11 protein-coding genes are annotated in these 12,643 nt (G+C 36.9%); 6 read left to right on the top strand and 5 right to left on the bottom strand.

Annotated elements, in window-relative coordinates; all coding sequences use genetic code 11:
• The first annotated feature begins 160 nt into the window (after positions 1–160).
• The 5 genes from RGQ13_RS11140 to RGQ13_RS11120 all read left to right on the top strand — a co-directional run bounded on the left by RGQ13_RS11140 (position 161) and on the right by RGQ13_RS11120 (position 5,878).
• Complete coding sequence (locus RGQ13_RS11140; RefSeq protein WP_348389822.1) at positions 161–427, top strand: hypothetical protein; 267 nt, start codon at positions 161–163, stop codon at positions 425–427.
• Between the two features lie 320 nt (positions 428–747).
• Positions 748–1,809: a succinylglutamate desuccinylase gene (gene astE, locus RGQ13_RS11135; RefSeq protein WP_348389821.1), complete on the top strand. Its 1,062-nt coding sequence runs from the start codon at positions 748–750 to the stop codon at positions 1,807–1,809.
• A 319-nt stretch (positions 1,810–2,128) separates the two neighbouring features.
• Positions 2,129–3,310 (top strand): thiamine pyrophosphate-dependent dehydrogenase E1 component subunit alpha, encoded by a 1,182-nt coding sequence (locus tag RGQ13_RS11130; protein ID WP_348389820.1) that lies wholly within the window; start codon positions 2,129–2,131, stop codon positions 3,308–3,310.
• A gap of 2 nt (positions 3,311–3,312) precedes the next feature.
• Positions 3,313–4,290 carry an alpha-ketoacid dehydrogenase subunit beta gene (locus RGQ13_RS11125; RefSeq protein ID WP_348389819.1) on the top strand — a complete coding sequence of 326 codons (978 nt, stop codon included), beginning with the start codon at positions 3,313–3,315 and terminating at the stop codon, positions 4,288–4,290.
• Positions 4,291–4,300: 10 nt separating this feature from the next.
• Positions 4,301–5,878 (top strand): dihydrolipoyllysine-residue acetyltransferase, encoded by a 1,578-nt coding sequence (locus RGQ13_RS11120; protein ID WP_348389818.1) that lies wholly within the window; start codon positions 4,301–4,303, stop codon positions 5,876–5,878.
• 225 nt (positions 5,879–6,103) lie between these two features.
• Here the strand turns inward: RGQ13_RS11120 and RGQ13_RS11115 are convergent, their stop codons facing one another.
• Positions 6,104–6,583 (bottom strand): glutathione peroxidase, encoded by a 480-nt coding sequence (locus RGQ13_RS11115; protein WP_348389817.1) that lies wholly within the window; start codon positions 6,581–6,583, stop codon positions 6,104–6,106.
• Positions 6,584–6,672: 89 nt separating this feature from the next.
• Here RGQ13_RS11115 and RGQ13_RS11110 point away from each other — a divergent pair, with 89 nt between their 5' ends.
• Entirely contained in the window at positions 6,673–7,542 is an 870-nt protein-coding gene (locus RGQ13_RS11110; RefSeq protein ID WP_348389816.1) for an NAD(P)-dependent oxidoreductase, read from the top strand.
• 114 nt (positions 7,543–7,656) lie between these two features.
• Here RGQ13_RS11110 and RGQ13_RS11105 read toward each other — a convergent pair whose 3' ends face one another.
• From RGQ13_RS11105 to RGQ13_RS11090, 4 genes are all read right to left on the bottom strand, one after another.
• A complete protein-coding gene (locus RGQ13_RS11105) occupies positions 7,657–8,622 on the bottom strand; it encodes a DUF4382 domain-containing protein (protein ID WP_348389815.1) in 966 nt (321 codons plus the stop codon).
• 156 nt (positions 8,623–8,778) lie between these two features.
• Entirely contained in the window at positions 8,779–10,212 is a 1,434-nt protein-coding gene (sbcB, locus tag RGQ13_RS11100; protein ID WP_348389814.1) for an exodeoxyribonuclease I, read from the bottom strand.
• A gap of 190 nt (positions 10,213–10,402) precedes the next feature.
• Positions 10,403–11,362, bottom strand: a complete 960-nt coding sequence (locus RGQ13_RS11095; protein WP_348389813.1) for a glycosyltransferase family 2 protein — start codon at positions 11,360–11,362, stop codon at positions 10,403–10,405.
• Entirely contained in the window at positions 11,322–12,554 is a 1,233-nt protein-coding gene (locus RGQ13_RS11090) for a polysaccharide pyruvyl transferase family protein (protein ID WP_348389812.1), read from the bottom strand. Before RGQ13_RS11090 ends, RGQ13_RS11095 begins: the two co-directional genes overlap by 41 nt.
• Between the last annotated feature and the right edge of the window lie 89 nt (positions 12,555–12,643).

Raw genomic sequence — 12,643 nt, 5'->3', positions numbered from 1 at the left:
TTTTAGCAAAAAACACCTAGTACTTTAAAATATTAAAATATTAAAATATTAAAATATTAAAATATTAAAATCTATATTCAATTTGCAGGTATTCTAAAATCCCTAATCCCTAATCCCTATTTAAATTGACCAGCTCTGTTAATAATTTCAGCATCAAAATGTGACAGTAAATATCTTATGCGTAATGGGATCTGATGACATATTCGTTCCTGAAAATGTAAATGTTGTTTCCAAAAGTTATAGCGTGTTGAGTACCATTGAAAACAAATCGCCTTCATTAGCAAATCGTCAGGCACCTACTATCACCATTACGGGGAGTGTGATTATGGGTTGTATGAAAATAAAAGTTAAACGAACGACCAAAGAAAAATTAATGGGATTCGCAGATACTTTGAAAAGCTTGTTTGGTGACTCAAGTCAATCCTAATTTGGTGTTTGTATTTAATTACCCCCCTAATGCTTCTTCAGCTCAATGAACTTAGCTGAAGAAGCTTATTCAAGCTATAGAATATATAAAAATTGGTTTGAATAGTGAGACTATGGCTTACAATAACAAACTACAGAGTTTTAGGGATAGAGCTCTATTGTAAATGTGGGCTTTTAATTGAAATAAAGATGAAATGTTAATTAGCCGCCTAGATTTACTATATGTATGTGTATTATTTTCATTTATTTACCTATCAAATTTTCTATTTAATTTTAAATAACCTAAAATATTAACATCTTCCCTTAAATGAATTATCTTGCGTGCCTGATATACAACAACAATTACTAACCAATGGCGACTTTTTGTCGATCACTCGTCAATTTCCTGATGCTTTACCCGAAACCTTCACTGTACATTTGACTCATCCTAAATCTGGTTTACAAACATTGATGAGTGTTTTAGATACCGGTGTTATTAGTTTTGAACCGGTAGACCAATACACCGATAGCGATATTGTTTTATCAAGCGCTGTGCATGGTAATGAGACCGCTCCAATTGAAATTTGCCAGCAACTAATCTCGCAAATTATCAACGGTGAATTAGCCTTGAAACAACGGGTGCTATTTTTATTTGGTAACCCTGCATCTATTAATATTGGTGAGCGTTTTGTTGAAGAAAATTTAAATCGTCTATTTTCTGGCGCTCATAGTGATGGAGAGGGGCTTTGTAATAAAGAACGTCACCGAGCGTTAGCGTTAGAAAATTATGTTCGTGACTTTTTCGATCAAGGCGCGGCAATAGCTGGAGAACGAACTCGCTATCATTATGATTTACACACAGCTATTCGAGGGTCAAAAAATGACAAGTTTGCTGTTTACCCTTATTTACATGGTAAGGCTAGAAATAAACAGCAACTTCAATTTTTATTAAGTTGTGGGATCAACACTATATTATTGTCTCATAGCCCAACAACTACCTTTAGTTATTTTTCGGCAAATGAGTTTAATGCACATGCGTTTACTGTAGAGCTTGGCAAAGTTATGCCATTTGGTGAGAATGATATGGATAAGTTTAAAGCTTGCAAGAATGCATTAACAAACCTACTCGCTGCGAATGATCTACAATTAAAAGAATTTAATGAAAGTGATTTTAATATTTATGAAATATATAAAACCATAAACAGAGAAACTGAAGACTTTTATTTAACGTTTGCTGAAAATGCTGAAAACTTTACTGACTACCCATTAGATCATGTATTAGCTGTAGACGGTAACACTGAGCATAAAGTAACAATACCTGGTGAAGCGATAATATTTCCAAATGCCCAAGTTGCTATTGGTCAACGAGCTTTATTGACTGTAATACCATGCACCATTGATTAATTTAACTTAAAAATTAACAACGTGGACATAAAAGTGTAAAGCATAATTTCCACTAAAATTAACTTTTAAGTGGGTAATTTTGTTAAAAAATTGCATGTATATTACTCAAAATGTAAAGTTCTCGCGATAAGTGCCCTAAGCTGTTTTAACTAGGGCATTACACCTAAATAAAAACAAATAATTCATATGTTAAAGCCTTAAATTAAACTTTACTTAATAAAAGTGGCTTTACAATTAGTTAGGTTATACAAGTTTAAATAATTATTTGACTTGGTATAAATACAACAAAGCATGTTTAGTGCTGTTATCAGAGAATCTTATGAACACTGAAAAGTATCAAGAAGGTCGAGTGGTTCACCAAGTTGAAGCCATTGACGGTCATTCCGTAGAAATTCCAATTCTTAAAATATTAAAGCAAGACGGTAGTGTGTATGAAAATGCAGACATGCCAGCTATTGATAAAGAACTTGCCACTAAAGTTTATAAAACCTTAGCATTTCATCGCGTATTAGATGAGCGAATGACTGCATCTCAGCGTCAAGGTCGCTTAAGCTTTTATATGTCAGCATTAGGCGAAGAAGCAGCTAGTGTAGGTAGTGCTGCCGGACTTGATGATGGTGACATGATGATGGCGCAATATCGCGAGCAAGGGGCGTTAATATTCAGAGGTTTTAGCCTTGAGAACTTCATGAATCAAATGTTCTCGAACGAAAAAGACCTCGGTAAAGGTCGTCAAATGCCAATTCATTATGGTTCGCAAGAGCTGAACTATATGACTGTTTCATCGCCATTAGGGACGCAAATACCACAAGCAGCAGGTTACGCTTATGGCCAAAAGCTTAAAGGCAACAAGCAATGTACCATTTGTTATTTTGGTGAAGGTGCGGCATCTGAAGGTGATTTTCATGCCGGCTTGAATATGGCTGCGGTCCAAAGAGCACCGGTTATTTTCTTTTGTCGTAATAATGGTTACGCTATTTCTACACCTTCTTCAGAGCAATTTGCCGGTAATGGCATCGCTTCACGTGGTGTCGGTTACGGCATTCGCACAATCAGAGTAGATGGTAACGATTTATTAGCCGTGTTAAAAGCTACGCAAGATGCTCGTCATTACGCGATTGAAAATAACAAACCAGTGATTATAGAAGCTATGTCGTATCGTTTAGGTGCGCATTCAACGTCAGATGATCCTAGTGGCTACCGTACTCGCGAAGAAGAAGCAAAATATGCTGATCATGATCCAATTTTACGAATGAAAAACTGGATGATTGCCAACAAGTGGTGGGATGAAGCGCAAGAAGAAGCACTATATGAACTATATAGAAAAGATGTATTAGCTGCTGTAAAAGTCGCTGAAGTAATAGACAAACCAGCCATTGAAGAGTTAATTACTGATGTCTATGACGTTGCACCAGAGCATTTAGAACAGCAATTAGCTGATTTAAAAGAACACATTAAAAAGTATCCGGATGCTTACCCGGTTACTGCAGGGAGATTATAATTATGGCACAAATGAATTTATTACAAGCTATTAATAATGCCTTGGAAATTGCAATGACTGAAAATGAGTCTGCAGTGTGTTTTGGTGAAGATGTTGGCCATTTTGGCGGTGTATTTCGCGCGACTAGTAACCTACAAGAAAAATTTGGTAAGGACCGTTGTTTTAATACGCCTTTAACTGAACAGGGTATTATGGGATTTGCTAACGGCTTAGCAGCGCAGGGCAGTGTTCCTATTGCTGAAATTCAATTTGCAGATTATATCTTTCCTGCGTTCGACCAAATTGTGAACGAGTCGGCTAAATTCAGATACCGTTCAGGTAATGAGTTTAATGTTGGTAACCTTACTATACGTACACCATACGGTGGTGGTATTGCTGGTGGTCTATATCACTCGCAATCACCTGAAGCCTACTTTGCTCATACTCCGGGTTTAAAAATTGTGGTACCGCGTAACCCATATCAGGCTAAGGGTTTATTACTTGCTGCAATTCGTGATAAAAACCCAATTATATTCTTTGAACCTAAAAAGCTTTACCGCGCATCAGTTGGTGAAGTTCCTGAAGAAGATTATCAATTACCGCTTGGTAAAGCCGAAGTCGTAAAGAGTGGTACTGATATTACGTTATTAGGCTGGGGCGCGCAGATGGAAACTATTGAGAAATCAGCTGAAATGGCTGAAAAACAAGGTGTTTCTTGTGAGATTATTGATTTACGATCAATTTTGCCTTGGGATGTAGATACTGTTGCTGAATCAGTTAAAAAGACTGGTAGATTACTTATTAACCATGAGGCGCCTTTAACCGGTGGTTTTGCTGGTGAAATAGCTGCAACTATTCAAGATAAGTGTTTCTTAAACTTAGAATCACCAATCTCACGAGTTTGTGGTTTAGATACACCGTTCCCATTGGCGCATGAAAAAGAATACATGCCAGATGAATTAAAAACCTTTGAAGCCATTATGGCCTCGGTAAATTACTAGGATTTATGAAATGAGTATTGATTTTATTTTACCTGACATTGGCGAAGGTATCGTTGAATGTGAACTGGTTGAGTGGCTAGTAAATGAAGGTGATCATATTGAAGAAGATCAACCTGTAGCTGATGTAATGACAGATAAAGCCTTAGTACAAATTCCAGCAATGTATTCAGGTGTTGTTGATAAGTTGTATTATGCAAAGGGCGACATAGCGAAGGTACATTCCCCTTTATTTGCTATGACACCTGTTGGCAGTGAAGCTGAAGTAGTAGCCCCTGTAGAAGTTGCTACAGCTCCTGAAGTTACCAGCCCATCAGAAACTGTTGCTAGTGGTAGCTCTATTGAAGATTTTATTTTACCGGACATTGGCGAAGGTATTGTTGAGTGTGAAGTTGTTGACTGGTTAGTGGCAGAAGGTGACATTATTGAAGAAGACCAAGCGGTCGTTGATGTAATGACTGACAAAGCACTTGTGCAAATACCGTCTAAATATGCTGGTAAAGTTGTTAAGTTGCATTACGCTAAAGGTGAGATTGCTATAGTACATAAACCTTTGTTCGCAATTGAAGTTGACGGTGTAGTTTCTGCACCGGCGCCAACTGCACATGCACCTGTAGCAAGTAAATCAGAAGTTGTTAAACCTACTGCTGAACCAATTAAAACAAAAGCACCTACAACAGTAGCTGTTCAAAATACGCAAAAACCTACAAATGCTAAGGCTATAGCTAGCCCTGCTGTTCGTCGAGTTGCAAGAGAGCTAAGTGTCAATATTCACGAAGTACCTGGCACTGGTCCTAAAGGTCGTGTGTATAAAGACGATGTTGTTAACTTCACTCAAGCACCAGCTATTCAAGCCCCTACATTGACAAATACGCAAATTGTTGGTGGTACTAGGGTTGAGCCGATAAGAGGCATTAAAGCCGTTATGGCTAAAGCTATGGTTGCTTCAGTATCAACTATTCCTCACTTTACTTATTGTGAAGAAATCGACATGACTAAATTAATTGCTCTACGCTCTGGTTTAAAAGAAGTGTATGCCAAGCAAGATATTAAATTAACCATGATGCCATTTTTCATGAAGTCTATGTCGTTAGCGATTAAGCAATTTCCATTGATGAATACTAAGGTCAATGAAGATTGTTCTGAGCTTACTTACTTTGATGATCACAATATTGGTATGGCCGTAGACTCAAAAGTTGGTTTATTAGTGCCAAATGTTAAGAACGTGCAAAGCTTGTCAATTGTCGATGTTGCCAAGGAAATTACTCGCTTAACAAATGATGCTCGAGAGGGCAGAGTTGCTAGCGCTGATTTAAAAGGCGGTACTATCAGTATTTCTAATATTGGTGCATTAGGCGGTACGGTTGCAACACCTATCATTAATAAACCAGAAGTTGCTATTGTTGCTTTAGGTAAACTACAAACGTTACCTCGTTTTAATGACAAAGGCGAAGTTGAAGCTCGTTCAATTATGCAAGTAAGTTGGTCTGGCGATCATCGTGTAATTGATGGCGGCACTATCGCTCGCTTTAGTAACTTATGGAAGTCGTTCTTAGAAGAGCCTTCTACAATGTTAATGCACATGTCTTAAGCAAGTTTCACTTGTGAATTAAAGCCTGTTATGCGCAAGCATGACAGGTTTTTTACCTTCAGGGAAGAAGGTATGTCGAATTGCCATGGATGGCAAAAATTCGACGCGCTTCAGGGAAGAAGGTATGTCGAATTGCCATGTATGGCGAAAATTCGACGCGTTTCATGGAAGAACTATATGCAGAAATGCCATGGATGGCGTACTTCTGCTTTGTTCATGGAAGAATTAGAGTAATGCTTTAATATCGTTTTCAATTTTTTCTGGCTTATCAATACTACCAAAACGTTTAATCACTTTACCTTCTCGGTTTACTAAAAATTTAGTGAAATTCCATTTAATACTTTTACTGCCTAATAAGCCTTTTGCTTGCTCGGTAAGGTAGTCGTACAAAGGATCTGCATTTTCTCCATTAACATCAACTTTTGAAAATAAATCAAAACTGATATTAAAATTTAAATCACAAAATCCTTTGATTTCAGCATCATCACCTTTTTCTTGCTTGCCAAATTGATTACATGGGAAGGCCAATACTTCAAAACCTTGGTCTTTGTATTTTTTATAAAGCTCTTCGATACCAGCATATTGTGGCGTAAAACCACAGGCGCTTGCAGTATTAACAATTAGCAGCACTTTATTTTGATAGTTTAGTAACGGGATGGTCTCGCCTGTATTATTAATCACTGAAAAATCATACAAATTTGTCATGAATTAGCCTGTTTAAGTCTTTTTATTTTTTGGTCATAACATTACACTAACACCAATATCTAACAAATCACTAATAATTGAGAAACAATATGAAAAATGTCGCATTTATAGGGTTAGGAGTTATGGGTTATCCAATGGCTGGCCACTTAGCTAAAGCGGGTTACCAAGTTACTGTTTATAACCGTACTACGACAAAAGCGGTACAATGGGCGCATGATTTTGAAAACTCATTTGCCAGCACCCCAAAAGAAGCGGTTGAAAATGCCGACATAGTGTTTGCCTGTGTAGGTAATGATGATGATGTTCGAGAAGTATCTTATGGTGATGATGGTATCTTTGCCGGCCTTAAAACTGAAGCAATATATGTTGATCACACTACCGCTTCTGCTGAATTAGCTCGAGAGCTGAACGAAGCCGCAATTAAACAAGGTAATTTCTTTATTGATGCGCCAGTTTCAGGTGGTCAAGCAGGCGCTGAAAACGGACTGTTAACGGTGATGTGTGGCGGTGATGAAACTGTGTTTGCACAAGTTCAACCGGTAATGGCTGCATACTCTAAATTTAGCCAACTAATGGGTGAAGTAGGAAATGGTCAAATTGCAAAAATGGCTAACCAAATTTGTATTGCGGGGCTTGTACAAGGCTTAAGTGAAGCATTTAACTTTGCTGAACGTGCAGGACTTGATGCCGATAAACTTGTAGAAACAATTTCTAAAGGCGCTGCAGGTTCGTGGCAAATGGAGAATCGTTACAAAACTATGTTTGCTGGTGAATATGAATTTGGTTTTGCCGTTGACTGGATGCGTAAAGATTTATCAATAGCGTTTTCTGAAGCTGAAAAGTACGGCGCAGAATTACCGGTAACCAAAATGGTTGATGGCTTTTATGAACAAGTACAACAACAGGGCGGTAGCCGCTATGACACCTCTAGCTTGATTTCTTTGCTAAAAGATAAGTGATTTCTCCTATTACCTGAACTTGTTTCAGGAACTCTCTATTTTACTTAAACACTACCTACAAAAAAGCCGTCTATTAGACGGCTTTATCATTATGTTTCTATTATTGCAGTTGGTTTATAAAAAATCAGCTTGAGCTGTTTGTTTTTCAACAACAGTTGTTTCAATTACTTGCTCAAATACTAATACTTCCGAGCTTTCTGGTAAATCTGTTGAACAAGTTAATGCTAAAGAATACTCACCAATTGCAACAAAACCAATCTCATAACTACCGTCAGATTGCACTTCTGCAATAACTTCTGTTGAAGCTACTGGCTCTTCGCCTTCACCTAAGTAATCACCACTTTCAGCATGGTAATACATGTCACCTAAATTTTTAGGGTCTAACTCAATACCTTCATATAAATATACAAATGTTGCAGCGTCTTCACCTTCACATAATGACGCCTCAGGTACTATACCGGCAATGTGACCTGCTTGATTATTATCAATTAAACGTACGCCATTAGGTTTTAAATGCCAGGCCGCGCCTTCTTTATTAGGAATGTTCATGCTTTTTCGTAAATCAAATTCTAGGGTAAAGTTAGCGTCACCGCCTTGTGTAACCGTGAATTTGCTAAACTTCAACTCTTGCGAAGGAACTTCAACAAGCACTTTTTCGTCAGTACCATCACCATCTTCATCAGTCATAACATATGAACCACTAAAGTCTGGTACGGCAACACGCATTTGGTATTCACCAGGCTCAACATCAATTGTTTCAGATATTTCAATTGAATCTGAACCTTGAGCATCTAATAGGTTAATAGCAAGGTTTTCAGTAATCGGCAGGTCGTCTTGGTCTAAACATTCATCAACACCAGCGTCGCTTGGTAAAATAGGTAAGATAAATTCTTTACCTTCATTTTTTAACGTTATCTCACTGAAACAAACAACAACCTTTGAAGCATTATCTACTGGTGCATCAGAAACACTTAAACTAAACGCTACTGGATCGCTATCTGTTGAATCATCATCACATGCTATTAGAAAAAAAGAAGATGAAATTACTAGAGCTAACGCTGATTTACTAAATTTAATCAAAATGAAGTTTCCTGGTTTTTATCAATGGAATTTATAATTAGTTACAATTATACCAAATGATTTTATGGTTTATTGTTATGGATTGTTATGGATTGTTATTCTAAAGCGCCTATATATTAAAGCGCTTAACCTTTTGTGTTGGAGCTGTGCTTTTCTTTAACCTTGCACGTAGTCATATAAAGCTTTTAATACCGCCATTTTAGGTTTGTTTTCCTCAAACTTATGAGCATAATTTTCTATTTCAAGCATGTATTCATCGTAACTTAAGCCGTTTTCACCACTTTGCAATTTATTTTGAGTATATTGCTGCCATTTTTGCTGTTCATCGACAGTTAATGTTAACGGGTAGTTTCTCGCTCTAAAGCGAAACAATAATGTGTCCAAACGTGGATCAATAAAGTTAAATGGGTAAGTGCCTAATTTCTCCGCTGGCATTTCATGGATCATTGCCATTTTTTCTTTATCAGCAGCACTGAAAAAACTACCTCCATAAAGAGCGTGTTCGGGATCAACTGTTTCGTCGCCAAAGTCTTTTGAGAAAACTTCAGCTAATTTGTCTTTTAACGTTTCAGCTTGATCTTTTAACTGCTTCCAGTTTGCTAAGCATAATTCTCTATCAATACTGATTAAAGCAGCTCGCTCTGGCGTTAATACTTTTGCCGGGGCTACAATAGGGCACTTATTAATGTGTACTTGCTTAACTGGAATAGGGAGTTTACCTTCAGCTTTTAACTCATCATGACGTGTATATAAACGCTCTTTAATTTCATCTGCAGTTAAATCAAACAACGGTGAAATGTCTTTTGATAAATCAATACAAGTGATTGCATTCTTGTTCACGGGATCAGAGTCAATCGGCATATACCAACTGGTATTACGTTGGTCGGGTGATATCTTTGATGAGGTATGTAAAAACGGCGTCATTTCAAATAAGTTAATGTGTTTATTAACTTCTTGTTTGGTGCGTATACCAAATACAAAACTGTAAAGCTTTGGTTGCTTTTCTTTTATTAACTTAGCTAAAGCAATGGTTGCGTACACATCGCTCATAGCATCATGCGCAGCCTCATGGCTAATGCCATTTTCAGCAGTTAACAGTTCTAGTCTAAAACTAACTCTGCCTTCATCATTTACTGGCCAATTAATACCTTCAGGTGCTACAGCATGGCATAAGCGCGCCATATCAATAATATCCCAACGGCTATTACCGTTTTGCCACTCACGCGCATAGGCATCGTAAAAGTTGCGATAAAACAAATAACGTGACACTTCATCATCAAAACGTACTGAATTATAACCAGCCACACAGGTATTAGGTACGGTAAAAATCTTTTGTATTCGAGCGGCAAATTCAGCTTCTGTAACACCTTCACGTTGTGCTTTTTGCGGAGTTATCCCTGTAACCATACAAGCACCAGGATTAGGCAAGTAATCGGCAGGTGGCTGACAATAAAACATTTCTGGTTCGCCGATAATGTTTAAATCATAGTCGGTGCGAATTCCTGCAAATTGTGAAGGTTTATCAAGCTTTGGAGATATGCCCCAAGTTTCATAATCGTGCCAGAAGATAGTTGGTGTGTTTGAGTTCAATGTTGTTCCACTTTATTATTTTTTCTACGTTTTATCTTTATTAATTAATACTAACAAATCGATCTACATAAATCAGTTTTAGTAAAGTGTAGTTTTTCATCGATTGTACCTATTTGTTAAATAATGACAAATTTCGTTTGAAACATCGATAAAGGTTTTAACAATTATTGTTTTTTAAAATTTAGTGATTTTATCGGCTAAATATTAATTGAATCGAGTTCTTACATTGCGCCACCATAGACCATAAATATAAGCCAATTTTGTGTTTGGGCTTTAACCAACAGCGCTGGTCAGCTAATAATGCTCTCGCATTACTAAACTGCATTGCTTTAATGTTAAGTTTGGCTAGATGACATAAGTGCGCAGCGCAAAAGGTTAGGATGGCTTTTTTATGCTTATCATTATATTTTATCGCTGGGATCAATTCAGTTGTTTCAGTTAACCTTTTACTAAAGGGTAATTCACTTTTTGGGATGTTATTAATGCAGGCTCGGTTTTCGGCAGCTAAATTATAAATAACATGAATGTCAGTTGAGTAGGAGATTAAACCGTGAATTGCAATGTGGCTAAACAGGGCTTGGTCTTCACCCATAGGTTCATTGAGGGGAAACATACCAAACTTTTTAAAAGAACTGCGCTTGATAACAAAAGAAGAAACCACAAAAGGTAAATCACCTTTACTTGCACATTCGAAATAGTTAACTAATATGCCGTCAATGTGTTGACGGTTGGTTAGTTTTATTTTTGCATCTTTGTAATTGTTTTCACCCAATTTATACTGGTATTTACAAGTAAATACATCGGCAAAAGGCGATTGATGGATCATGCTTGTAATTTTCGTCAGATATAATGGCAGCCACAAATCATCGGCATCTAAAAAGGCAATAAAAGGACTGTTAGCTGACAAAGCACCTTTATTTCTTGCTGCAGATACACCAGCGTTACCTTGATCAAAAATGATTAAGTTTTCCAGGTTATTTTCCGTTTTATAAGTCTTAACAACTTCTAAGCTATTATCTGTAGATCCATCGTTAACCACAATCACTTCATGTGCAGGGTTTTGCTGCTGATAAACACTGTTTAATGTTTTACAGATATGTTGCGCTTTATTATAAAGCGGAATTACGACAGTAATATTCAATTTGTTCATCACTTAGTCTCCAATTCTTTAAAGATTGCTGTAAAGCAGTTCGTACAGGTAATTTAGGAGGTGTAAAACCATGCTTTAAACCATTATGTATTGTTGTTAACAGAGCCGTTAGATCAGTGTTTTCTGGTAATGTTTGATTCTGATTAGCAATACCAATTTGTTGGCACCAAGCTTGACATTTTTGATGGTAATTTATGGCGATTACAGGGGTTTTATTGATATAACTTAAGATAAGTGCATGTAAACGCATGGCAATAACGAGTTTAAATGTACTTAAGATCTTGACCATATTTAATGGATCGCCGTGGTACTTTATTATATGTAAACGATATAACGAAAACTTATCTTCTGTATTTTCCGCAACAGTGTCTTTTACCTTTTGCAACAGACAATCATCATTTAAACGATTGTGATTTATCATCGGTTCGGCATTAAGACTTATTAACGTTATATGCTGCTCTGTGGTTTTTAGCAGTTTGCAAATGAGTTTTGCATATTGAGAAATAATTCGTTGCTCAGTGTCCTTATTAGCATTCCCTAAATTATCAGAAGGAATAGAGCACAAGTTAATCGCTATGCCATAACGTTTTCTTTGAAATTTAGGTTTACTGAGCAATTGTTTTTTATAATCTACTATGTGGCTATGACAAAGTAGTAGTGGAGCCAAATCGAAAGTTAATGAAATATTTGCATCGGGTGAAAGTTGCTTTGCCCTTTGATAGCTATCTTTATCACGTAAGCCAATAAATGGGCATTCTGATAAAAACTTTTTGCAAGCAGCTTCTGCTTTGTCATCAGCAAAGGCTTCAATACCAACGCCTACCGCCATATGTTGGCGTTCTTGCTGTGAGGTTAGTTTAAATTTGGAACTCAATTTTAGCATTAACCGTTTAATATTTAGATCATGTGCACTATGAAGTACAGAGCCCCCGCCTAACACAATTTGCTGGCTTTTCCATGCTAATTGGTATTGCAATAAACGGTTTTGTCCGGGAAATTTCTGTTTCGCTTTAAGCGTTGCTTGTGTCTGTTTAAAATCGTTTAAATTTATAGGAGCACTAGCAGTACATTGGGCTTGTTCATTCTTTAATATGTGTTTGTTAGCCCAAGCAGTAGCAAGCAATAGGGCGTCATCACCTAAATTTTGTTTACCATAGAAACCAACAAGTAGTGCCTTAGCCGTATTTGTCATAATGAGCCCCTTTAATATTGATGCTGATAACCATGAATGTGGTTACCTTATATTCAAAGAAGCAATTAAAATGCCACTTTGAAACTTCA

It is taken from the genome of Thalassotalea psychrophila (assembly GCF_031583595.1).
GTDB lineage: Bacteria > Pseudomonadota > Gammaproteobacteria > Enterobacterales > Alteromonadaceae > Thalassotalea_A > Thalassotalea_A psychrophila.
This window is presented reverse-complemented; position numbering and strand designations above follow the sequence as displayed.